The following is a 22,943-nucleotide window of genomic DNA, read 5'->3' as shown; positions in this document are numbered from 1 at the left end:
AAAAAATGTGGGAGGGGGCTTTCTCCCACATTTTTGACCGAGTTGAGTCAGGAGTGGAGGCGAACCCAGATGCTGACCAGGATCGTCGCGGCCACCAACCAGGCCACGGCAGCCACTGCCAGTGATGCCTCCAGCCGCATCCGATCGACCATCACATACAAGGTCGCCAGGTACACGAAGTACGGAATGATCGACCACATCCCGAACACGATGGTGGTCTTCAAATCCTCCACCGAACGCCCTTTGCCGACGATGTAGTGGGCGATCAGCGCGAAGGTCGGAAACAGTGGCACCAAGCCTGCGATGTAATAGTTTTTGGTCTTGGCCAGTGCCGCCAGGATCAGCACCACCGCCGCGCCAAGTGCGGCCTTCAAGAACAGATCCATCAGTGGCTCAACCCGTATTTCTTGACCTTGTCGAACAGCGTGGTCTTGGCCATGCCCAATTCCTGGCTGGCCTGGGTCAGGTTGCCGCCGCTACGCTGCAGGGCGTCCACCAGCAGGTTGCGCTCAAAGGCTTCTACCGCTTCGGTAAAGGCCAGGCCATGGTTGCCGCTGCTGGCGCCGCTTTTCTTGAAGGCGGGCAGCCCCAGGGCAAAACGTTCGGCGACGTTGCGCAGTTCACGCACGTTGCCCGGCCAGTCGTGGCTCATCAGGCTCGACAAGGTCTGGTTGTCCAGCTCCGGCACCGCCCGGTCGAAGCGCAGCGACGATTGCTGCAGGAAGTGTTCGAACAGTTGCAGGATGTCTTCGCGCCGCTCGCGCAAAGGCGGCAGTTCCAGGGTGACCACGTTGAGGCGGTAGTACAGGTCGCTGCGGAACTGGTTGGCGCGGCTCAGTTCGTCGAGGTCGGACTTGGTGGCAGCGATTACCCGGCAATCCACTGCCACACTCTGGTTCGAACCCAGGCGCTCCAGGGTGCGTTCCTGCAGCACGCGCAGCAGTTTGATCTGCAGGTTGATCGGCATACTTTCCACTTCATCGAGGAACAGCGTGCCTTGGTGGGCGTGTTCGATCTTGCCGATGCGGCGTTTGCCGGCGCCGGTGAAGGCATTGGCCTCGTGGCCGAAAATTTCGCTTTCGAACAGGTTTTCCGGCAGGCCCCCGCAGTTCAAGGCGACGAACTGATGGGAGTGGCGTCGGCTGAAATCATGCAGGCAACGGGCAACCAGCTCCTTGCCAGTGCCAGTCTCACCTTCGATCAGCACGTTGGCCGACGTGTCGGCGACGTTGGCGATCAGCTCGCGCAGGTTCTGCATCGCCGGCGAGCGGCCAATGATGCGGCCTTCCAGCGAATCACGCTCGGCCAACTGGCGGCGCAGTGACCAGACCTCTCGCGCCAGCCCACGCTGCTCCAGGGCGCGACGGGCAACATCGACCAGGCGCTCGGGAGAGAAGGGTTTTTCCATGAAATCGTAGGCGCCGTTGCGCATGGCGCCGACGGCCATGGAAATATCGCCATGCCCGGTAATCAGGACCACCGGCAGGCTTTTATCCAACGCCTTGAGGCGGGTCAGCAGCTCCAGACCATCGATGCCCGGCAGGCGAATATCGCTGATGACGATGCCGGCAAAGTTTTCGCCGATACGTTTGAGCGCTTCTTCGGCGCTGCCCACGCCGACGCTGTGGATGTCTTCCAGCGCCAGGGCCTGTTGGCAACCGAGCAGCACGTGGGGATCATCTTCGACGATCAGCACGGTCAGTTCTTGGGGATCAGTATTCATGTCGACTCAACTTTTTTAGCGCCCGCCAGCGGCAGGTTAAGGACAAAGGCAGTACCACCACCGGCCGGGTGTTCCACGGCCAGGCTGCCACCGGTCGCGGCTGCGAGGCTCGCGGACAGGGTCAGGCCCAGGCCCAGGCCTTGTTCGCCGGGCTTGGTGGTGAAGAAGGGTTCGAACAAATGCTTGCGTGCCTCAGGGGCGATGCCGTGACCATTGTCGCGTACCAGCAGGCGGTATTTGCCCTCGGTACTCTGGCCCTCCAACCACAATTGCGGCGCCGGTTGCGTCTGCATCGCGTCCAGAGCATTACCGATCAGGTTGACCAGAATCTGTTCCAGGCGTGTCTGGTCGATCTGCAACTGGGCGGGTGCGAAGTCGCGGTGCAAGGTCAGTGGCAAACCGTCCAGGCGTGCGCCCAGCACCTGGAACGCAGCGTCCACGGCCTTGCCCAGGCTGGCTTCGCCCTGGTCATCGCCGCGCCGGGCGAACGAGCGCAGGCTGGCGGTGATACGGCCCATGCGGTCGATCAGTTCGTTGATGGTCTTGAGGTTGGTGCTGGCGGTGTCCAGGGCGCCGCGCTCAAGGAAGCGCACGGTATTGCCGGACAGGGTGCGCAGCGCGGCCAGCGGCTGGTTCAACTCGTGGGCGATGCTGGTGGACATCTGGCCGATGGCGGCGAGTTTGCCGGCCTGCACCAGTTCGTCCTGGGCGCGGCGCAGGGTCTCTTCGGCCTGGCGCCGTTCGCGGATCTGGCCCTTGAGCCGTTCGTTACTGGCGCGCAGGTCGGCGGTGCGTTCGGCGATCCGCCGCTCCAGTTGGCTGTTGGCTTCCTGCAGGGCTTCCCGAGCGGCGAGGCGGGTGGCGATGACCTTGCGTCGCTCGTTCCAGGCAATCAGCAGGAAGGCGACAAGGCCGAAGGCAACTGCCACCAGGATGCCCTGATTGATCGCGGCACGGCGCAGATCATTGAGCGGGGTGAGCAGGGTGAAATTCCACGGCGTGTCGTTGAGCGGTCGGGTTTGCGCCAGGTAGCTGACGGCGTGCTGGTCGTTGACCACTTCCGAATTGGCCGGGAAGGTCAGTTTCTCGGTGCCTTCGTTCAGGCGCTCGCGGGCCAGGGGTTGCAGTTCATTGAGCGTCGCCCAGTAATATTGCAGGCTGTGGGCCAGGCGATCCTTGGTGTCATCGCTCAGCGGGCGTACAGCCTTGAGGCGGCGCGCCGGGTCACTGGACAGAATGATGATGCCATTCTCGTCGCTCACGAACGCCTCGAGACGGGCGCGCTGCCAGCGTTCTTCGAGGGCTTCGAGGCGCACCTTGACCACGGCGACGCCGATGATCTTGCCGTGCTCTTCCAGGCCATGGGCCAGGTAATAGCCGGGTTCGCCGTTGGTGCTGCCGATACCGTAGAAACGGCCGGGCTGGCCGCGTACGGCATTCTGGAAATAGGCGCGAAAAGACAGGTCCTCACCCTGGTAACTGTCGGCATCGCGCCAGTTACTGGTGGCCAGCACGCGGCCGGTGGTGTCCATCACGTAGATGGCTCGGCTGCGACTGCGACGATTCAGGCCCTCAAGGTAGTCGTTGACCGTTTTGCGGGTTTCCTGGTTCGGCTCGGCCAGCAATTGCGACACGCTGGACTCCAGCTCCAGCAGGCTGGGCAGGTAGGTGTATTTGCTCAGTTCACTTTCGACGGTGCGGGCGTGCAACTCCAACTGGCGTTCGCCGTTGTCGCTGAGGGTGCGGATACCATAGTACTCGCTGACCCAAAAGCCGATATAACCCAGGCCGATCATCAGGGCGATGATCAACGGCGGCAGGAACAGTTGGCGTATCAGACGAGGCTTCACGGCAAGTGATGGCGGCGCGGCGCGATATTGATTGGGGTCGCATTTCATCACAGATGCCTTGGGTCAACCAGAGCTGCCAGCCTGTGCGATCCAGTGTGGGAGGGGGCTTGCCCCCGATAGCAGTGTGTCAGTCGATACATCTGTCACTGATCCACCGCTATCGGGGGCAAGCCCCCTCCCACATTGGCCATATTCCTACAGTGGGAGCTGTTTAGTACTTAGTGCTGCAGGATTTTCTCAAGGAAGTGCTGCGCACGTTCGGAGCGTGCGCTGATGTCGCCGAAGAACTCTTCTTTCGGGCAGTCTTCGATGATCTTGCCGGCGTCCATGAAAATCACGCGGTCGGCCACTTTGCGGGCGAAGCCCATTTCGTGGGTCACGCACATCATGGTCATGCCTTCATGGGCCAGTTGCACCATCACGTCGAGCACTTCGTTGACCATTTCCGGGTCCAGCGCCGAGGTCGGCTCGTCGAACAGCATGACGATCGGGTCCATGGCCAGGGCGCGGGCAATCGCCACACGTTGCTGCTGGCCGCCGGAGAGCTGGCCAGGGTGCTTGTGGGCGTGTGCCGACAAGCCCACGCGGTCGAGCAGTTGCAGGCCCTTCTTGGTGGCTTCTTCCTTGCTGCGGCCCAGCACCTTGATCTGCGCGATGGTCAGGTTTTCAGTGATAGTCAGGTGCGGGAACAGCTCGAAGTGCTGGAACACCATGCCAACGCGTGAACGCAGTTTTGGCAGGTTGGTCTTCGGGTCGGCGATGGAGGTGCCATCGACCACAATGTCGCCCTTCTGGAACGGTTCCAGCGCGTTGACGCACTTGATCAGGGTGGACTTGCCCGAGCCGGAGGGCCCGCACACCACGATCACTTCGCCTTTTTTAACCTCGGTGCTGCAATCGGTCAGCACCTGGAAGTCGCCATACCACTTGTTGATGTTCTTGATAGAGATCATACGGCAAACCTTTTTTGCAGACGCTTGACCAGCAGCGAGGCGGAAAAGCTGATGATGAAGTAGACGACACCGGCAAAGATCAGGAACTCATTGGAGCGGCCGATGATGTCGCCGTTGGAGCGGGCGGAGTTGAGGAAGTCCACCAGGCCCACGGTGTAGACCAGGGAGGTGTCCTGGAACAGGATGATCGACTGTTGCAGCAGCAACGGCGTCATCTTGCGGAACGCCTGGGGCAGGATGATCAGGCGCATGGTCTGGCCGTAGGTCATGCCCATCGCTTGTGCCGCTGCCATCTGGCCCTTGGGGATCGACTGCACGCCGGCCCGCACGATTTCGCAGAAGTACGCAGCCTCGAACATCATGAATGCCACGACGCAGGAAGTGAACGCACCGATCGGCGTGTCTTCGCCGGTGATCCAGCGCAGTACGAACGGCACCGCCAGGTAGAACCAGGTGATCACCAGCAGCAGCGGGATCGAGCGGAAGTAGTTCACATAGGCGCCGGCCACACGCGACAGCAGTTTATTGGACGACAAGCGCATCAGGGCCAGGATGGTCCCGATGATGATGCCGCCGACCACGCCCATGACCATCAGCTTCAAGGTCATGACCATGCCGTTCCACAGGCCCGGGATGGCGGGGATGATGCCGCTGAAATCGAAGTCCATTATTTACCCCCCACGGAGATCAGGCCGGGCACTGCGACTTTCTTCTCCACTACGCGCATCAGCAGCATCAGGCTCATGTTCAGGGTGAAGTAGATCAGCGTGGCCAGGGTGAAGGCTTCAAACAGGTTGGCCGAAAACTCGGCGGTCTGTTTGGTTTGCGCCAGCAGTTCCATCAAGCCGATCAAGGACGCCACGGAGGAGTTCTTGAACACGTTGAGGAATTCGGAGGTAAGCGGTGGAATGATGATGCGATACGCCTGGGGCAGCAGCACGTTCCAGTAGATCTGCGGCAGCTTGAAGCCCATGGCGCGCGCGGCGGATTCCTGGCCACGTGGCAGCGCCTGGATGCCTGTACGTACTTGCTCACACACACGGGCGGCGGTGAACAGGCCCAGGCACACCACAACGCTCAGGTAGGCCGAGGTGGTCGGGTTCAGGTCTTGTTTGTACCAGTCCTGCAGGTTTTGCGGCAGCATGTCCGGTACCAGGAAGTACCAGATGAACAGCTGAACCAGCAGCGGCACGTTACGAAACAGTTCTACGTAGCAGGTCGCAATGCCCGACACGAGGCGGTTTGGCACCGTGCGCATGACCCCCAGAATGGAGCCCAGCAGCAAGGCGATAATCCATGCCACGATGGCGATGGCGATGGTCCAGCCCAGCCCGGAGAGGTACCAGTCGAGATAAGTCTCGCTGCCCACGCCGGTGGACTTGAAGAACACGCCCCAGTCCCAGTTGTAATTCATTAGGGTCTCCCCTCGAGATCGATCGATGTACAAGCACCCGCTTGGGAAGATCCTTTTCCGCCCGACAATGAATGCCAGGCACACGCGATCGGCTCGAAAACCGCCAGGTCGAGTGTTCCAAGTTGAAGCTAGCAGGTAATTACAGACGCCTGAGGGAGGGTTGGCTCCCTCAGGAGATAAGCTTAGTCAGGTATCAGATTTTTACTTCTGGCGCTGGTTTGTCGCTTGGGTTGGCGATCAGCTCCTTGACCTTGTCGCTCATCGGGAAGTTCAGGTTCAGGCCCTTCGGTGGGATTGGGCTTTCGAACCATTTGGCGTAGATCTTGTTGATCTCGCCGGACTTGTACAGGGCGACAATGGCGTCATCCACGGCTTTCTTGAAGTCCGGGTCGCCTTTGCGAACCATGCAAGCATAGGCTTCGAAGGACTGCGGAGTGCCGGTGATAACCCAGTCATCCGGCTTCTTGGCCTTGGCTTCTTCGCCGGCCAGCAGCGCGTCGTCCATCATGAACGCAACGGCACGGCCGCTTTCGAGCATCTGGAAGGATTCGCCGTGGTCTTTGGCGGAGATAACGTTCATGCCCATCTGCTTGTCGGCGTTCATCGCCTTGATGATGCGCTCGGACGTGGTGCCGGCGGTGGTCACGACGTTCTTGCCTTTGAGGTCGGCAAAGTCAGCGTAGGACGGCTTGCCTTCCTTGTCTTTCTTGACCAGCAGGCGGGTGCCGATTTCGAAGATGTTGACGGTGAAGTCGACTTGCTGGGCGCGTTCGGCGTTGTTGGTGGTGGAGCCGCACTCCAGATCCGCGGTGCCGTTCTGGATCAACGGGATACGGGTTTGCGAGGTCACCAGGTTGTATTTGGCTTTCAGGTCGGGTTTGTTCAGGTCTTTTTTCAGTTGTTCAACGACGGCCAACTGAATGTCGTGGGAGTAGCCCACGGGTTTGCCCGAACCATCCGCAATGTAGGAAAACGGAATAGAGCTGTCGCGGTGAGCGAGAGTGATGGTGCCGGAGTCGTTGATTTTCTTCAGCGTGCCGGTGAGTTCTGCGGCGAAAACTGGAGTGCTGATCAGAGCAGCAGCGATAGCTGCGCCCAGGATATGGGGAACGATACGCATCAATACTTCCTCGACATTTGTTTTTTTTATGAAGCCAGGTGAACGGCTCTCTTGTATAGCGAATGCCCGTGACGGCTCCTAAGGCGCCTCAGGTAATCGTCAGAGAGTGTAGAGCATGAGTCGTGCCATACCGAAAATAAAAGGTTAACTACATGATTTATATGGAGATTAACTTTTTGTTTCGGCGATATTTTCAGGCGGAGGTCCGGCAAACCGAATAGGGTGGAGGGGTGTGTTCGGAAAACCGAATAGTCCGTAGGGGCGAGCTTGCTCGCGAAAAACGCAAAAACGCCGCGTTTATGCTGAATAAACGCGGCGCTCTCAGGTTTTTCGCGAGCAAGCTCGCTCCTACAATTGGGCGGTCAGGCCGCTTCGATCTTGCTGCGGCTCTGCTCGACCTTGGACAGGTAACGCTGCAGGTTTTCCTGCTCCTGAGGTGTGGTGAACAGGCCAAGCTTGGTACGGCGCCACAGCACGTCCTGCGGTTGGGTCACCCACTCTTCGGCGCACAGGTAGTCGACTTCGCGGGTATACAGGCCGCCACCCAGGTGGTCACCGAGGTCGGCCAGCGATTGCACGCCTTCCAATAGGCGCCAGGTGCGGCTGCCATAAGTGGTGGACCAGCGACGGGCGATCTCGCTCGGCACCCAGTCGAACTTGTTGCGGATGGCTTCGGCCAGCGCTTCAGGCGTGCTCATGTTTTCGCCGCCGGGCAGGCTGGCGGTGGCGGTCCAGCTTGGGCGCATCTGGGTAAAGTACGGCGCCAGTTGGGCCATGGCCGATTCGGCCAGCTTGCGATAGGTGGTCAGCTTGCCGCCGAATACCGACAGGATCGGCGCTTCGCCGGAGCCGCCGGACAGCGACAGGGTGTAGTCACGCGTAATGGCCGATGGGTTGTCCGACTCGTCATTGCACAGTGGGCGCACGCCGGAATACGTGTGGACGATATCCTCGCGGCTCAGCTGCTTCTTGAAGTGCGCGTTGACCACTTTGAGCATGTAGTCGGTTTCACCTTCGGTAATCGCTACTTTAGCCGGGTCGCCCGTGTATTCGCGGTCGGTGGTGCCGATGATGGTCAGGTGGTTCAGGTACGGAATGGTGAAGACGATGCGTTGGTCTTCGTTCTGCAGGATATGCGCGTGGGCGCCCTCGTACAGTCTTGGCACGATCAGGTGGCTGCCCTGGATCAAGCGGATGCCGTAAGGCGAATCCAGCTTCAGGTCGTCCCTGATGAATTTGGCTACCCACGGGCCGGCGGCATTCACCAGCGCGCGTGCGCGGATCGAGAACAGGCTGCCGTCGGCACGTTCCATGTTCATTTCCCACATGCCGTTGCTGCGCTTGGCGCTGACGCAACGGGTCTGCGTGTGGATGTGCGCGCCTTTTTCGCGGGCAGCCATGGCGTTGAGTACCACCAGGCGGGCGTCGTCGACCCAGCAGTCGGAGTATTCAAAGCCCTTGGTGATTTCGCTTTTGAGCGGGCTGTCGGCGCCGAACTTGAGGCTTTTGGAACCTGCCAGCTTTTCGCGCTTGCCCAAGTGGTCATAAAGGAACAGACCGGCACGAATCATCCACGCCGGGCGCAGGTGCGGGCGGTGTGGCAGTACGAAGCGCATTTGCTTGACGATGTGCGGGGCCTTGGCCAGCAGTACTTCACGCTCGGCGAGGGCTTCACGCACCAGGCGGAATTCGTAATGTTCCAGATAACGCAGACCACCGTGGATCAGCTTGCTGCTGGCCGAAGACGTGTGGCTGGCCAAGTCATCCTTTTCGCAAAGGAATACCGACAACCCGCGACCGGCTGCGTCTGCTGCAATGCCGACGCCGTTGATCCCGCCACCAATTACGGCAATGTCATAGACTTCGGCAAGCGGTGGAGCAGGCAAGGTGGAAGGGTTCATCGGCTAGCCTCGCGATCTTTTCGTCTTGGAATTCGAACATTAATGTTCATTTACGAAAATGGTAGCTGATAAATGCAGGCACAGCCAGCTGACTTCGATTGAAAAAACTCATCGAAGGGTGGGAAAAGGAAGAATTGTGAACATGAGTTGAGGGAGGACTCAAGAGGTTGAGTGCTGGATAGATCGCCATCGGGAGCAAGCCCCCTCCCACTTTGGTATGTGTTCACAGCTCAAAATGTGGGAGGGGGCTTGCTCCCGATGGCGGCAGTGCAGGCGCTACACGACCTCGAGCCGCACCTTATGCTCATTTAACACTTGCACCAATGCGGGCACCGGCTGCTGGTCAGTCACCAGGCAATCCACCAGGCTGATGGGCCCCAGGCGAATCATCGCATTGCGCCCGAATTTGCTGGAGTCCGCCGCCAGGATCACCTGCCGCGCATTGGCGATGATGGCCTGGGAAACCCGTACCTCCTGGTAATCGAAGTCCAGCAGGCTGCCGTCCTCGTCGATCCCGCTGATACCTACCAGGGCAAAGTCGACCTTGAACTGATTGATGAAGTCGACACTGGCCTGGCCCACCACACCGCCATCGCGGCGCACGTTGCCGCCGGTCAGCAACACATCGAAGTCGTCCTTGGCACTGAGCATGGTGGCGACGTTGAGGTTATTGGTGATGATTTTCAGGTGGCTGTGATTGAGCAGCGCACGAGCGATGGATTCGGTGGTGGTGCCGATGTTGATGAACAGCGAGGCATGATCGGGAATCTGAGCGGCGATCGCTTCGCCGATGCGTTGCTTCTCGTCACGCATCTGATCGGCCCGCATGGCGTACGCGGTGTTCTCGACACTGGAGTCATAGGCCGCGCCGCCGTGGTAGCGGCGCAGCAGATTGGCGTCCGCCAGTTGGTTGATATCGCGGCGGATGGTTTGCGGGGTGACAACGAATAGCTGCGCCATTTCCTCGATACTGACGTAGCCGCGTTCGCGGACCAGTTCGAGGATTTGTTGTTGGCGGGGAGGCAGATTCATGGGGCGTCCTTTGGGCTGCCATACAAAAGTGGCCCATGATGACGCAGGAATCCGCTCCCTGCCAGTTACAACCTTATTCAGCGCCTTCGTGCGGTTCCCAGTCACGGGTGCGGCTCACCGCTTTTTGCCAGCCGGCGTAGAGTTTCTCTTTGGCCGCTTCATCCAGCTGTGGTTCGAACTCGCGCTCGATCACCGCCTTGCCACGCAACTCCTCCAGGCTGCCCCAGAAGCCACACGCCAGGCCAGCCAGGTAGGCGGCGCCGAGGGCAGTAGTCTCGCGCATTTGTGGGCGTTCGACCTGAGTGCCGAGGATGTCGGCCTGAAATTGCATCAGGAAGTTGTTGGCGACCGCACCACCGTCCACGCGCAGGGCCTTGAGGCGTTCGCCCGAGTCCTGCTGCATGGCGTCGAGTACGTCGCGGGTCTGGTAGGCAATCGACTCCAGCGCCGCACGAATGATGTGGTCCACGCGTACGCCTCGTGTCAGGCCGAACAGCGCGCCACGGGCATACGGGTCCCAGTACGGTGCGCCCAGGCCGGTAAAGGCGGGTACCAGATACACGCCGTTGCTGTCCTTGACCTTGCCGGCGAAGTATTCGGTGTCGTGGGCGTCGTTGATGATTTTCAGTTCGTCACGCAGCCATTGCACAGTGGAGCCACCATTGAATACCGCGCCTTCCAGAGCGTAAGCCACTTCACCGCGGGGGCCGCAGGCGATGGTGGTGAGCATGCCGTGCTTGGATTTCACCGCCTTGTCGCCGGTGTTCATCAGCAGGAAGCAACCGGTGCCATAGGTGTTCTTGGCCTGGCCGGCTTCGACGCACATCTGGCCGAACAGCGCGGCCTGTTGGTCACCGGCAATACCGCCAATGGCGATGCCACTTTTGGTGCGGCCGTAGATTTCGGAGGACGACTTCACTTCGGGGAGCATTTCCCGCGGGATGTCGAGAATCTCCAGCATCTTCGCATCCCACTCCAGTGTGTGGATGTTAAAGAGCATGGTGCGCGACGCGTTGGTGTAGTCGGTGACGTGGGTCTTGCCGCCGGTAAATTTCCAGATCAGCCAGCTGTCGACGGTGCCGAACAACAGCTCGCCATTGCGCGCACGTTCGCGGCTGCCTTCGACGTTGTCGAGGATCCACTTGAGCTTGGTGCCGGAGAAGTACGGGTCGGTAACCAGACCGGTAGTGTCGCTGATGTACTGCTCATGGCCGTCTCGCTTGAGTTGCTGGCAAATTTCGGTGCTGCGTCGGCACTGCCAGACGATGGCGTTGTAGATCGGGCGACCGGTGATTTTATCCCAGACCACGGTGGTTTCACGCTGGTTGGTGATACCGATGGCGGCAACCTGATCATGGTGCAAACCGGCCTGGGCCAGCGCCTCTACCATCACCGCGCTTTGGGTGGCGAAGATTTCCATCGGGTCATGCTCAACCCAGCCGGCCTGCGGGTAGTGTTGGACGAATTCACGTTGCGCGGTGCACACCACGTTGGCGTCGCGATCGAAGATGATCGCCCGCGAACTGGTGGTGCCCTGATCGAGGGCAATGATGTAGTTCTTATTCTGAAGGTCGGTCATGTCAATTGCCTTGAACGAAATAAGGAAGTCAGAAATCAGCCTGGGCCGTGAAGGGCAGGGGACCAGGCTGGCGCTTTCAGGAAATACGAGTCTTGCCGTCGACAGCCGTGTCAGGTGTTTCAGCTATAGCAGGTGCTGCGCTCGGCAGGTGGCGAGCGATCAGCCCGCGATAGGCGGCAGCACCGAGGCAAGCACCGACAATCGGGGCGAATATCGGTACCAGGAAGTAAGGAATATCGCGACCGCCAGTAAAGGCCATTTCACCCCAACCGGCGAAAAAGGTCATCAGCTTGGGCCCGAAGTCCCGTGCCGGGTTCATCGCAAAGCCGGTCAGCGGGCCCATGGCGCTACCAATCACGGCGATCAATAAACCGATCAGCAGCGGGGCCAGTGGGCCGCGAGGCAGGCCGTTGTTGTCGTCGGTGAGGGCCATGATCACGCCCATCAATATTGCGGTGATGACCATTTCCACCAAGAATGCCTGGGCCGTGCTCAGCAATGCATGGGGGTAGGTGGAGAACACCGACGCCAGTTCCAGGCTGGCCTGGGAGCCACGGACCATCTGGTGGGTTTGTTCGTAATCGAAAAAAAGATTGCTGTAGAGCGTGTACACCAGTGCGGCGGAGCAGAATGCGCCGGCGACCTGGGCGAGAATATAGAAGGGCAGTTTGCGTTTTTCGAAGTCGGCAAAAAGGCACAGGGCGATACTTACCGCCGGGTTGAGGTGAGCCCCGGATATACCGGCACTCAGGTAGATCGCCATGCTGACACCGATCCCCCAGATGATGCTGATTTCCCATAACCCAAAGCTCGCACCCGCGACCTTGAGCGCAGCGACGCAACCGGTACCGAAGAAGATCAGCAGCGCAGTGCCCAGGAACTCGGCCATGCATTGGCTCGAAAGTGAAGGCTGTTGAAGAGCAGTTGTCATGGAAAACCTCAGTTGTTGTTCTTGTCTGGCGCACTGCCTCAACGGGCGGTTGCGCGATTTTCACCGTGACGAGGATCCCCATCCTTAGCCGCGGCTTACTGCTGGAGCACTGATGGACTATTCCTACAGTATTCGGAAACGAAAAAATATAGACAAGAATGACCGCTGTCAAAGGTCGAAAGTGAACCATTGGTCACTTTCGAACTATTGGTCTGGTGAATGATCACGCCCTTTATACCGAGCTTGTGCCCCAGCAGTGCTTGGACTAGAGCGTTTTGCCGGCGCTTGGCCTAGAATTGGGCACCTGTTTTCACTGCCGGAGACGCCATGACGCCCGCACTGGATTTGTTGAAAAAAGTTCGCGCCGAACATCGCATTCACAGTTATGAACATGACCCCAAGGCGGCGTCGTATGGTCTGGAAGCTGCGGAGAAATTGGGCCTCGACCCGGCGCAGGTGTTCAAGACGTTATTGGCGAGCAGCGAGAAGGGCGAATTGTTGGTGGCGGTGGTGCCGGTCGTCGGAAGTCTGGACTTGAAGGCGCTTGCCCATGCGGCTGGCGTAAAAAAGGTCGAAATGGCAGACCCGGCGGCAGCGCAGCGGTCTACTGGCTATCTGTTGGGCGGTATCAGCCCGCTGGGGCAGAAGAAGCGCTTGCGCACGTTTATCGACGAAACTGCGCAACCCTTTGCAACGATTTTTGTCAGTGCCGGGAGGCGAGGGCTGGAGGTGGAATTGCCCGCCGCGGTGCTGGCTGAACATACCCAAGCCAAATTCGCGGCCATCGGCCGGGCCTGATGATCAGCCGTGTGGAGATCTAATGGGGGAGGGGGCTTGCCCACTCCCACATGTATAACCGCTTACGCCTGGAACAGCACCAGATGCTCGGCCGCCACTCGAATCCCCACGTCCGCCCCCACCTGTTGATCAACATGGCTGGGGAAAATCGATTCCAGCTGAGCGCCCGTTGGCAGTTGCAACCGGTACAAGGTCGAGGCGCCCTGGAACGTCTTGCCGACGATCCGGGCTTTCAATGCGCTGTCCGGCGCGTAGACGATGTCGTCCGGGCGTAGCAATACATCCACCGCGCCACCTGTGGGCCAGGTATAGGCGCGATTGCCGCGCAGGTCTCCCAGTTCGGTGCTCACTGACTCCGGTGAGTTCAAGCGACCTCGAATGAAGTAACCCTGCCCGATAAAGCTGGCGACATAGGGCGTCTGCGGTTCGTGGTAAAGGTTGTAGGGCGTGTCCCATTGCTCCAGACGACCTTCCTTGAACACGCCGACATGGTCGCTGACCGCGAAGGCTTCTTCCTGGTCGTGGGTCACCAGGATCGCACTGGTGCCGCGTGCCTTGAGGATGTCGCGCACTTCATGGCTGAGCTTGCGGCGCAATTCGCCATCGAGGTTGGAAAAGGGTTCATCCAATAGCAACAGTTGCGGCTCTGGCGCCAGGGCGCGGGCGAGCGCGACGCGTTGTTGCTGGCCACCGGAAAGCTCATGAGGGAAGCGCTTGCCCAGATTCTTGAGGTTCACCAGTTCCAGCAGCTCGGCGACCACACGATCCTTTTGCGGATGTTTGCGAATACCAAAGACGATGTTGTCTGCCACGCTCAAATGCGGGAACAGTGCGTAGTCCTGGAACACCATGCCAATACGCCGTTTCTCCGGTGCCAGGGTGAAACCTGCACTGGAGATGACTTCGCCCGCCAGGCTGATTTCGCCTTCGTGTACCGGTTCAAAGCCGGCAATGGCTCGCAAGGTGGTGGTCTTGCCGCAACCGGACGAGCCAAGCAGGCAACCGATGTCGCCGGCATTGAGGTGCAGGTTGAGGTTCTGCACCACCCGTTGATCTTGATAGCCGCATGCCAGATTGCGCAGGTTCAGCAGTAATGGCTGGCTCATGCGTGGTGGTACGACGGTGGGACGAGAAACTCGAGCAAGGCTTTTTGCGCATGCAGGCGGTTTTCTGCCTGGTCCCAGGCGACAGAGCGTGGGTCATCGAGCAGGTCGAGGCTGATTTCCTCACCTCGGTGAGCAGGCAGGCAGTGCATGAACAGTACGTCCGGCGCTGCGGTATCGAGCAGGGCACGTGTCACCTGGAAAGGTGCGAACTGGGCCAGGCGCTTGTCCGTTTCGTCTTCCTGGCCCATAGAGGTCCAGACGTCGGTGCTGACCAGGTGTGCGCCGACCACCGCATCCTTCGGATCACGCAGCAACTGCACGCGGCCATCGGCCTTGGCCATGAACTCGGCGCTCGGCTCGTAGCCTTCAGGGCAAGCGATACGCAGGTGGAAGTCGAACTGGATCGCCGCTTCTATATAGCTGTTGCACATGTTGTTGCCGTCACCGATCCAGGCCACGGTCTTGCCCTGGATCGAACCGCGGTGTTCGAGGAAGGTTTGCATGTCGGCCAGCAACTGGCAGGGGTGCAGGTCGTCGGACAGCCCGTTGATCACCGGCACGCGCGAGTTGGCGGCAAATTCGGTCAGGGTGCTGTGGGCGAAGGTACGGATCATTACGGCATCGAGCATCCGCGACATAACGATGGCGCAATCGCTGATCGGCTCGCCACGGCCCAGTTGGGTATCACGCGGGGACAGGAAGATCGCCTGGCCACCCAGCTGGATCATGCCGGCTTCGAAAGACAGGCGTGTACGAGTCGAAGACTTCTCGAAGATCATCCCCAGTACACGGTTTTTCAAGGGCTCAAACAGTACGCCGCGGTTACGCAGGTCTTTAAGCTCAATGCCTCGACGGATCACGCTGACCAGCTCTTCGGGCGTGCAATCCATCAGGGAGAGAAAGTGCCTTGCGCTCATCATTAACTACCTTTTTGCAACAGACCGCAGATACTCAAAGCCTTGTTTATTGTGACAACGGGCGAGACCTGCGGCGAAAGCCGCACGGGGCGACGAAATAGGGGAAGGCGCGATATTGACATTAAATGTCGCGTCTTACCAATAGGGCTACGGTTTTTAAGAGTGTTCAAGCAGGGCGCTGACGCGCGTTTGAAGACGATTTCCTGACAGCAGCGGGCCATTTGTACACTGGCGCCGAGACCTTTTGCAATGCGCGGGGGCGGGCCCAGGCCAGGTTGTGCCGGTTTTAGTCGGTGCGCGGGAGGCTTCTGAAACATTTGCTCATGGTTAGCCATGCCTTTGCCTATGCCCGTCGATTCACAGCGCGAAGGTTGCTGGCGCCCTGGGCGGTCGCGGGCCATAGTTGGCCAAAGCCCTTATAAAGAGACTGGCCATGACCAAGACTCTCCATCACCGTGCCTGCCACCTGTGCGAAGCCATCTGCGGCCTGACCCTGGAAACGACTCAAGCCGAAGACGGTCGCCTGGCGATCACCTCGATCAAGGGCGACCCCCTGGACAGCTTCAGCCGCGGACACATCTGCCCCAAGGCGGTAGCGCTGCAGGATATCCAGAATGACCCGGACCGCCTCCACCAGCCCATGCTGCGGGTTGGTAACGAATGGCAGCCGATCTCATGGGAAAGTGCCTTTGCGCTTGTAGCCGAACGCCTTGCGGGTATCCAGGCCCGGCATGGCCAGAACGCGGTGGCGGTTTACCAAGGCAACCCCAGCGTGCACAACTATGGGCTGATGACGCACAGCAATTATTTTCTTGGCCTTTTGAAGACGCGCAACCGGTTCTCTGCAACCTCCGTCGACCAGTTGCCCCACCATCTGACCAGTCACCTGATGTACGGCCATGGCTTGCTGCTGCCGATCCCGGACATCGACCACACCGACTTCATGCTGATTCTGGGTGGCAACCCGCTGGCGTCCAATGGCAGCATCATGACCGTGCCCGATGTGGAGAAACGCCTCAAAGCCATCCAGGCACGGGGCGGTAAAGTGGTGGTGGTCGACCCTCGACGCAGCGAGACGGCGGCGATTGCCGATCAGCATTTGTTCGTACGCCCCGGCGGTGATGCGGCGTTGTTGTTCGGGGTGCTCAACACCCTGTTTGCTGAAGGGCTGACCCGCGCCAGCCATTTGCCGGTCGAAGGCCTGGACGACGTACGCCGGGAGATCGCCAACTTTAGCGCCGAGGCCATGAGCCGCCAATGTGCAGTGCCTGCCGAGCAGATCCGTCAATTGGCGCGAGATTTTGCGGCCGCCGATAAAGCGGTGTGCTACGGACGCATGGGCGTCTCGACCCAGGCGTTCGGCACGTTGTGTCATTGGCTGGTGCAGTTGATCAACCTGGTGACCGGCAACCTGGATCGGGTGGGAGGTGCGTTGTGCACCACACCAGCGGTGGACCTGGTGGCGTCGACTGGCGGTGGGCATTTCAATCGCTGGCAGAGCCGCGTGTCCGGGCGTCCCGAGTACGGCGGGGAACTGCCGGTGTCAGCCTTGGCCGAAGAAATGCTCACCGAAGGTGAAGGGCAAATCCGTGCCCTGGTGACGGTGGCCGGCAACCCGGTCCTGTCGACGCCCAATGGCCGTCAACTGGAGCAGGCGCTGGATGGGTTGGAGTTCATGGTCAGTGTCGATCTCTACATCAACGAAACCACGCGTTATGCCGACCTGATCCTGCCGTCCACATCGGCATTGGAAAATGACCACTACGACACCACCTTCAACATGTTCGCGGTGCGCAACGTCACGCGCTTCAACCGCGCGATCCTGCCCAAACCCGCAGGCGCGCTGCACGATTGGGAAATTTTCGTCGGCTTGGCCAAAGCCTTTGCGGCGCAGACCGGCGTGTCACTCAAACCCACAATGCCGCCCGCGCAAATGATCGATTTCGGGCTGCGCGCCGGCACTTATGGTGATGCGTCTGTACATAAGCTGTCGGTGGCGATGCTGGCCGATCACCCCCACGGCGTAGACCTGGGCCCGCTCCAGCCAAACCTGGGCGCGCGGCTGAAAACCGCCGATGGCAAGGTGCAGGCGGCACCGCCGGTGATCCTGGCGGACCTGTCGCGTTTTGCCGCGCAACCGGTGCCTGCGGTGGACGAACTGCTGCTGATTGGTCGCCGTCATGTGCGCAGCAATAATTCGTGGATGCATAACTATCACCGGCTGGTGAAGGGCAAGCCGCGCCATCAACTGTTGATGCACCCCGACGATCTGGCCAGTCGGCAGTTGAGCGATGGCCAGCGAGTGCGAGTGAGTTCGCGCATCGGCATGATCGAAGTGGAAGTCGTGGCCAGCACGGACATGATGCCGGGTGTGGTCAGCCTGCCTCACGGTTGGGGTCATGATCGTCCGGGCGTGCAGATGAGCATCGCAAGCGGCCAGCCGGGTGCGAGTGCGAATGACTTGACCGACGAGCGGCAACTGGATGAGTTATCGGGTAATGCGGCGCTCAATGGGGTGCCGGTGCAAGTGGCGGCTGCGTGAGGTGCCCGAGCACTGCGCTGGGATTTTGCGTTACAATGCGCCACCGTGCCGACCTGTGAGTCGCAAAGTTCCAGCCGAGGTGTTCCATGGATATCATCGAAACGATCAAAGACCAGATTGCCAACAACACCATTCTGCTCTACATGAAGGGCGCGCCTAACGCTCCTCAGTGCGGTTTTTCCGCAAAAGCCTCCCAGGCCATCATGGCGTGTGGCGAGAAGTTCGCCTACGTGGATATCCTGCAGAATCCGGAAATTCGCGCCAACCTGCCTAAATACGCTAACTGGCCGACTTTCCCGCAACTGTGGGTAGCCGGTGAGCTGGTTGGCGGCAGCGATATCATCACTGAAATGGCAGCCGATGGTTCGCTGCAAGCGCTGATCAAAGACGCAGCGGAAAAAGCGGCAGCCAAGACTGAAGCTTGATTGACCTGCAATAAAAAGCCCCGCTTCTCTGACGAGAGCGGGGCTTTTTTGTATGTAGGGGTTATTCACCCATCTGCGATTGCAGGTAGTTCTCCAGGCTGACCTTGTCTATCAGGCCCAACTGGGTTTCCAGCCAGTCGATATGCTCTTCCTGGTCTTCCAGGATGTCTTCCAGCAGCTCACGGCTGCCGAAATCGCCTTTGGTCTCACAGTGGGCAATCGCTGCCTTGATGTCGCTGTGGCTTTTGCGCTCAAAGCCCAGGTCACTGCCGATCATTTCCTGAGTGTGCTCGCCGATGTTCAGCTTGCCCAGGTCCTGCACGTTCGGCAGACCTTCCAGGAACAGGATGCGCTTGATCAGCGCGTCGGCGTCCTTCATGGCCTTGATCGATTCTTTGTATTCACGCTTGCCGAGCTTTTCCAGGCCCCAATCGTCGTACATGCGCGCATGCAGGAAGTACTGATTGATCGCGACCAGTTCATTGGCAAGGATTTTGTTGAGTCGCTGGATGACTGAGATGTCGCCTTTCATGACTGGGGTCCTGCCCTGTAATAGCTGTGTATAAGGGGGAGTCTGAGCGGTGAAAATCCCAGTGTCAAACCTAAGTTATTGAATAATAAATGAAAATTAATCGGAATAAGAATGTTTGTGTTCCGCGTCTTGGCGCTAACTAATTGAATTACAGGCATAAAAAAACCGGACATAAGGTCCGGCTCTTTAAAACATGCCTATCAGGCGTGTGTAAATTCTGTCGAGTAGGGGATCGCGGCCTGGGCTGTTTGCAGCTGCGTCAGGGTTTCCCGTACCACTTGCTTGGCGAGGCAGGCGCATTTGCCGCACTGGCTGGCAACGCCCGTGGTTTCACGCACTTCTTTGTAGCTGCAGCAACCTTCGTAGATCGCTTCGCGGATTTGTCCGTCGGTGACGCCAGTGCAGAGGCAGACATACATAAGTGAGAACCGTCGCGGGTTTATGGCTTAAGTGCGATGGATCTTAATGTTAACGAGAATGATTGTCAAAATAGTTTCAGCAGCAATCCGAGAGGAATTGCCCGTGCGCTGACGAACGGTTTTTTCGGTGTATGATGGTCGGTCTTCACGAAGCGTGATTGCGTCATATTTCTGTCTGCTTCCACAGGCAGACTCGACCGGTCCTTTTACTTCAATCGTCACCCCCTATATCAGGAGATATCCAATGAGCGTACTCGTCGGTAAACAAGCCCCGGATTTTGACGTTCCAGCCGTCCTCGGCAATGGCGAAATCGTAGACAGCTTCAAACTGTCTGAAGCCATCAAAGGCAAATACGGCCTGGTATTCTTCTACCCGCTGGACTTCACTTTCGTCTGCCCTTCGGAGCTGATCGCCCTGGACCACCGCATGGACGATTTCAAGGCGCGCAACGTAGAAGTGGTTGCCGTGTCCATCGACTCCCATTTCACCCACAACGCCTGGCGCAACACCGCCATCAACGACGGCGGCATCGGCAAAGTCAAATACACCATGGCTGCCGACATGAAGCACGACATCGCCAAGGCCTACGACGTTGAGTCTGAAGGTGGCGTCGCTTTCCGTGGCGCGTTCCTGATCGACGACAAGGGCGTCGTGCGTTCGCAGATCATCAACGACCTGCCGCTGGGCCGTAACATGGAAGAGCTGATCCGCCTGGTTGACGCCCTGCAATTCCACGAAGAGCACGGTGAAGTCTGCCCTGCCAACTGGAAAAAAGGCGACAAAGGCATGAACGCTTCGCCAGAAGGCGTTGCCGCTTACCTGACCGAGAACGCCGGCAAGCTGTAAGCCTGCGTCGAGGTACAAAAAACCGGCCTGAAAAGGCCGGTTTTTTATGGGAGGGGCGGTGCAGGCTCAGTCGTTGAAGTCTTCCCAGCCACCCATCTGTTTCCAGCGGTTGACGATGCCACAGAACAGGTCGGCGGTCTTTTCGGTGTCGTAGCGCGCCGAGTGGGCTTCACGACCATCAAAGTCGATACCCGCTGCCTGGCAGGCTTTGGCCAGTACGGTCTGGCCATACGCCAGGCCTGCAAGGGTGGCAGTGTCGAAGCTTGAGAACGGGTGAAACGGGTTGCGCTTCATGTCCAGGCGCGCCACGGCGGCATTCAGGAAGCCCAGGTCGAAGCTGCTGTTATGGCCGACCAGGATCGCGCGTTTGCAGCCATTGGCCTTCAGCGCCTTGCGCACGCCACGGAAGATATCGGTCAGTGCTGCTTCTTCACTGACGGCCATGCGCAGCGGGTGGTCGAGCTTGATCCCGGTGAACTCCAGGGCCGCGGCTTCGATATTGGCGCCTTCGAACGGCTCGACACGGAAGAAGTGGGTGTGTTCCGGGAACACGAAACCCTGTTCGTCCATGCCGATGGTGGTTGCGGCGATTTCCAGCAGGGCGTCGGTGGCGCAGTTGAAGCCACCGGTTTCTACGTCGATGACAACCGGCAGATAACCGCGAAAACGCTCGGCCATCGGGTGGCGCGAGCCGCCGCCACTGTGCTCTTGTTCGTCATCGTAATGGTCTTCACTCACTTGCTTTCCTCCAGCAGGCGCCAGCGCAGTGTTTCACCGGCGCGCAGCGGGATAACGGTCAGCTCGCCAAACGGCAGGCTGGCGGGGGCGGTCCAATCTTCACGGACCAGGGTAATGCGGTCGGTATTCGCCGGCAGGCCGTAGAAACGCGGACCATTGAGGCTGGCAAAACCTTCGAGTTTGTCCAGGGCATTGCGCTGTTCGAATGCTTCGGCATACAGCTCGATGGCGGCAAACGCCGTGTAGCATCCGGCACAACCGCATGCGGCTTCCTTGGCGTGCTGGGCGTGGGGCGCCGAGTCGGTGCCCAGGAAGAACTTCGGGCTGCCGCTGGTGGCGGCATCCAGCAGTGCCACCTGGTGAGTGTTGCGCTTGAGGATCGGCAGGCAATAGAAGTGCGGCCGAATTCCGCCCACCAACATGTGGTTGCGGTTGTAGAGCAGGTGGTGAGCGGTGATGGTCGCGCCAACGTTAGCCGAAGCTTCGGTGACGAACTGCACGGCATCGGCGGTGGTGATGTGCTCGAACACTACCTTTAAAGTCGGGAACAACTCGACCACACGACGCATGTGTTCGTCGATGAAGATTTTCTCGCGATCGAACACGTCCACATCGCCACGGGTCACTTCCCCATGGATCAGCAACGGCATACCAACTTCGGCCATGGCTTCGATCGCCGGCAGGATCTTGTCGATACTGGTCACGCCGGAATCAGAGTTGGTGGTCGCGCCGGCCGGATAGAGCTTGGCAGCGTGGACGAAGCCGCTAGCCTTGGCCTGGCGAATCTCTTCAGGCTGGGTGCGGTCGGTCAGGTAGAGCACCATCAACGGTTCAAAGCGGCTGCCGGCCGGTCGTGCAGCGAGAATACGCTGGCGATAGGCGTCGGCTTCTGCGGCATTGCGCACCGGAGGTACCAGGTTAGGCATGATGATGGCACGGCCAAACGTGCGCGCCACATCGGCCACGGTTTGGGGTAACGCAGCACCATCGCGAAGATGAATATGCCAGTCGTCGGGACGCAGCAGGGTCAGGCGGTCGGACATTGGGGATTCCAGGCGGGTCAATCTGGTGGGAATGCTACCGGAAAAGACTCTTGCAGGCACTCGCTATCAAGTTTTGCCGGATGCGACCGATATCCCCGGGTATGCCCTAACGATGTATGACGCTTTGAAGTGTTGTAGAAACCAGTGGAGCCTCCCGTGCGCCAGCATTATCTAGCCCTGCTCAGTGTGTTCGCCAGCCTGCCCGCTATGGCCCTCACGTTCCAGACCCGTCTGGAGAATATTGAGTGGAAGGTAGAGGGCGACCAGTTCGAGTGCCGCCTGACGCAGCCGATCACCGACTTTGGTTCCGGGGAGTTCGTGCGCCGGGCCGGCGAGCAGGCGACGTTTCGCCTGAAAGCCTATAACGGTGCGTTTGGCGCAGGCTCGGCAACCTTGTTGGCCGCCGCTGCGCCCTGGCAGCCGGGCCGAGGCGATATCAACCTCGGGGCGGTACGTGTCGGCAGTGGCGACGTACTGTTCAATAGCTCCCAGGCCCAGGCCGGGCGCCTGTTCACTGGATTGCTTGAGGGGCGCAGCCCGACCGTACGGCATTACGCGCGCGAGGGCGGGTACTCGGAGGTGCGTCTGCTGCCGGTGAGGTTCAGCAAGGCTTACAGCGACTATCAGTCGTGCACTGCCAAGCTGTTGCCCATGAATTACGATCAGGTCAAGCAGACTGAAGTCGGATTCCCCGGTGGCGGCATTGAGCTGGACGCTGCCGCCAGGAAGAAGCTGTCTGTGATTCTTGCGTTCATGAAGGCCGACCCTACCGTCAATCATGTCGAGTTGAACGGCCACTCGGATAACAGTGGCAATCGCCTGACCAATCGCGACGTCTCGCGCCGCCGCGCCCTGGCGGTGATGGATTACTTCAAGGCCAATGGCATTCAGGAATCGCAGATCACCCTGCGTTTCCACGGCGAGAGCTACCCTCTGGCACCCAACACCAGTGCCGCCAACCGCGCCCGCAACCGCCGTGTGAATATCCAGCTTGAGCGGGTCGCTGCCCCCGAGAAACCGGCATCCCAAGCCACGGTACCGAGCAACCCGGCGGCTACCTCGTAGGTGCGACC

22 protein-coding genes are annotated in these 22,943 nt (G+C 59.5%); 5 read left to right on the top strand and 17 right to left on the bottom strand.

The window, feature by feature from the left end; translation table 11 throughout:
- Positions 1 to 47: 47 nt before the first annotated feature.
- The 11 genes from JH25_RS18590 to JH25_RS18640 form a co-directional block, all read right to left on the bottom strand.
- Positions 48 to 386 carry a GlpM family protein gene (locus tag JH25_RS18590; protein ID WP_032877541.1) on the bottom strand — a complete coding sequence of 113 codons (339 nt, stop codon included), beginning with the start codon at positions 384 to 386 and terminating at the stop codon, positions 48 to 50.
- Positions 386 to 1,723 (bottom strand): sigma-54-dependent transcriptional regulator, encoded by a 1,338-nt coding sequence (locus tag JH25_RS18595; RefSeq protein ID WP_032877540.1) that lies wholly within the window; start codon positions 1,721 to 1,723, stop codon positions 386 to 388. The genes JH25_RS18590 and JH25_RS18595 overlap by 1 nt, the downstream gene beginning before the upstream one ends.
- Positions 1,720 to 3,621 carry a sensor histidine kinase gene (locus JH25_RS18600; RefSeq protein WP_032877539.1) on the bottom strand — a complete coding sequence of 634 codons (1,902 nt, stop codon included), beginning with the start codon at positions 3,619 to 3,621 and terminating at the stop codon, positions 1,720 to 1,722. Before JH25_RS18600 ends, JH25_RS18595 begins: the two co-directional genes overlap by 4 nt.
- A gap of 170 nt (positions 3,622 to 3,791) precedes the next feature.
- Positions 3,792 to 4,526, bottom strand: coding sequence for an amino acid ABC transporter ATP-binding protein (locus JH25_RS18605; RefSeq protein WP_003188952.1), 735 nt, complete (start codon positions 4,524 to 4,526; stop codon positions 3,792 to 3,794).
- Positions 4,523 to 5,194, bottom strand: a complete 672-nt coding sequence (locus JH25_RS18610; RefSeq protein ID WP_003188954.1) for an amino acid ABC transporter permease — start codon at positions 5,192 to 5,194, stop codon at positions 4,523 to 4,525. The genes JH25_RS18605 and JH25_RS18610 overlap by 4 nt, the downstream gene beginning before the upstream one ends.
- On the bottom strand, positions 5,194 to 5,940 hold the full coding sequence (locus JH25_RS18615; protein WP_003188956.1) for an amino acid ABC transporter permease: 747 nt from the start codon (positions 5,938 to 5,940) through the stop codon (positions 5,194 to 5,196). Before JH25_RS18615 ends, JH25_RS18610 begins: the two co-directional genes overlap by 1 nt.
- A 193-nt stretch (positions 5,941 to 6,133) precedes the next feature.
- A complete protein-coding gene (locus tag JH25_RS18620; protein WP_005785249.1) occupies positions 6,134 to 7,060 on the bottom strand; it encodes a glutamate/aspartate ABC transporter substrate-binding protein in 927 nt (308 codons plus the stop codon).
- A 362-nt stretch (positions 7,061 to 7,422) separates the two neighbouring features.
- Positions 7,423 to 8,961 (bottom strand): glycerol-3-phosphate dehydrogenase, encoded by a 1,539-nt coding sequence (gene glpD / locus JH25_RS18625; RefSeq protein ID WP_032877538.1) that lies wholly within the window; start codon positions 8,959 to 8,961, stop codon positions 7,423 to 7,425.
- Positions 8,962 to 9,237: 276 nt separating this feature from the next.
- Entirely contained in the window at positions 9,238 to 9,993 is a 756-nt protein-coding gene (locus JH25_RS18630) for a DeoR/GlpR family transcriptional regulator (RefSeq protein ID WP_003188962.1), read from the bottom strand.
- Positions 9,994 to 10,066: 73 nt separating this feature from the next.
- Positions 10,067 to 11,572 (bottom strand): glycerol kinase GlpK, encoded by a 1,506-nt coding sequence (gene glpK / locus JH25_RS18635; RefSeq protein WP_005785253.1) that lies wholly within the window; start codon positions 11,570 to 11,572, stop codon positions 10,067 to 10,069.
- A 76-nt stretch (positions 11,573 to 11,648) separates the two neighbouring features.
- Complete coding sequence (locus JH25_RS18640) at positions 11,649 to 12,503, bottom strand: MIP/aquaporin family protein (protein ID WP_032877537.1); 855 nt, start codon at positions 12,501 to 12,503, stop codon at positions 11,649 to 11,651.
- Between the two features lie 327 nt (positions 12,504 to 12,830).
- Between JH25_RS18640 and ybaK the strand changes: the two genes are divergently transcribed.
- On the top strand, positions 12,831 to 13,301 hold the full coding sequence (ybaK, locus tag JH25_RS18645) for a Cys-tRNA(Pro) deacylase (protein ID WP_005785257.1): 471 nt from the start codon (positions 12,831 to 12,833) through the stop codon (positions 13,299 to 13,301).
- Positions 13,302 to 13,363: 62 nt separating this feature from the next.
- Here the strand turns inward: ybaK and JH25_RS18650 are convergent, their stop codons facing one another.
- Positions 13,364 to 14,407: an ABC transporter ATP-binding protein gene (locus JH25_RS18650; protein ID WP_032877535.1), complete on the bottom strand. Its 1,044-nt coding sequence runs from the start codon at positions 14,405 to 14,407 to the stop codon at positions 13,364 to 13,366.
- Complete coding sequence (argF, locus tag JH25_RS18655; RefSeq protein ID WP_032877533.1) at positions 14,404 to 15,324, bottom strand: ornithine carbamoyltransferase; 921 nt, start codon at positions 15,322 to 15,324, stop codon at positions 14,404 to 14,406. Before argF ends, JH25_RS18650 begins: the two co-directional genes overlap by 4 nt.
- A gap of 433 nt (positions 15,325 to 15,757) precedes the next feature.
- Here argF and JH25_RS18660 point away from each other — a divergent pair, with 433 nt between their 5' ends.
- Together JH25_RS18660 and grxD are read left to right on the top strand one after the other, a co-directional pair.
- Positions 15,758 to 17,866, top strand: a complete 2,109-nt coding sequence (locus JH25_RS18660) for a molybdopterin oxidoreductase family protein (RefSeq protein ID WP_032877531.1) — start codon at positions 15,758 to 15,760, stop codon at positions 17,864 to 17,866.
- Positions 17,867 to 17,952: 86 nt separating this feature from the next.
- On the top strand, positions 17,953 to 18,291 hold the full coding sequence (gene grxD / locus JH25_RS18665; protein WP_005785264.1) for a Grx4 family monothiol glutaredoxin: 339 nt from the start codon (positions 17,953 to 17,955) through the stop codon (positions 18,289 to 18,291).
- A 61-nt stretch (positions 18,292 to 18,352) separates the two neighbouring features.
- On the opposite strand, the gene bfr is transcribed toward grxD, so the two are convergent.
- The gene (gene bfr, locus JH25_RS18670) at positions 18,353 to 18,823 is read right to left on the bottom strand and encodes a bacterioferritin (protein WP_032877530.1); all 471 of its coding nucleotides are present in this window, start codon (positions 18,821 to 18,823) and stop codon (positions 18,353 to 18,355) included.
- Positions 18,824 to 19,023: 200 nt separating this feature from the next.
- Positions 19,024 to 19,242 carry a bacterioferritin-associated ferredoxin gene (locus JH25_RS18675; protein WP_005785268.1) on the bottom strand — a complete coding sequence of 73 codons (219 nt, stop codon included), beginning with the start codon at positions 19,240 to 19,242 and terminating at the stop codon, positions 19,024 to 19,026.
- 244 nt (positions 19,243 to 19,486) lie between these two features.
- Here JH25_RS18675 and JH25_RS18680 point away from each other — a divergent pair, with 244 nt between their 5' ends.
- A complete protein-coding gene (locus tag JH25_RS18680) occupies positions 19,487 to 20,089 on the top strand; it encodes a peroxiredoxin (RefSeq protein WP_003172097.1) in 603 nt (200 codons plus the stop codon).
- A 66-nt stretch (positions 20,090 to 20,155) separates the two neighbouring features.
- Here JH25_RS18680 and rnt read toward each other — a convergent pair whose 3' ends face one another.
- Both rnt and pyrC read right to left on the bottom strand, forming a co-directional pair.
- Positions 20,156 to 20,827 carry a ribonuclease T gene (gene rnt, locus JH25_RS18685; RefSeq protein ID WP_005785271.1) on the bottom strand — a complete coding sequence of 224 codons (672 nt, stop codon included), beginning with the start codon at positions 20,825 to 20,827 and terminating at the stop codon, positions 20,156 to 20,158.
- A complete protein-coding gene (gene pyrC / locus JH25_RS18690) occupies positions 20,824 to 21,870 on the bottom strand; it encodes a dihydroorotase (protein WP_005785273.1) in 1,047 nt (348 codons plus the stop codon). Before pyrC ends, rnt begins: the two co-directional genes overlap by 4 nt.
- 156 nt (positions 21,871 to 22,026) lie before the next feature.
- Between pyrC and JH25_RS18695 the strand changes: the two genes are divergently transcribed.
- On the top strand, positions 22,027 to 22,935 hold the full coding sequence (locus tag JH25_RS18695; protein WP_032877528.1) for a flagellar protein MotY: 909 nt from the start codon (positions 22,027 to 22,029) through the stop codon (positions 22,933 to 22,935).
- Positions 22,936 to 22,943 lie beyond the last annotated feature (8 nt).

It is taken from the genome of Pseudomonas sp. BRG-100 (assembly GCF_000737955.1).
In the GTDB taxonomy this organism is placed as follows: Bacteria; Pseudomonadota; Gammaproteobacteria; order Pseudomonadales; family Pseudomonadaceae; genus Aquipseudomonas; species Aquipseudomonas synxantha_A.
Note: the sequence above shows the minus strand (reverse complement) of the source record. Positions and strands in the feature narration are given on the sequence as shown.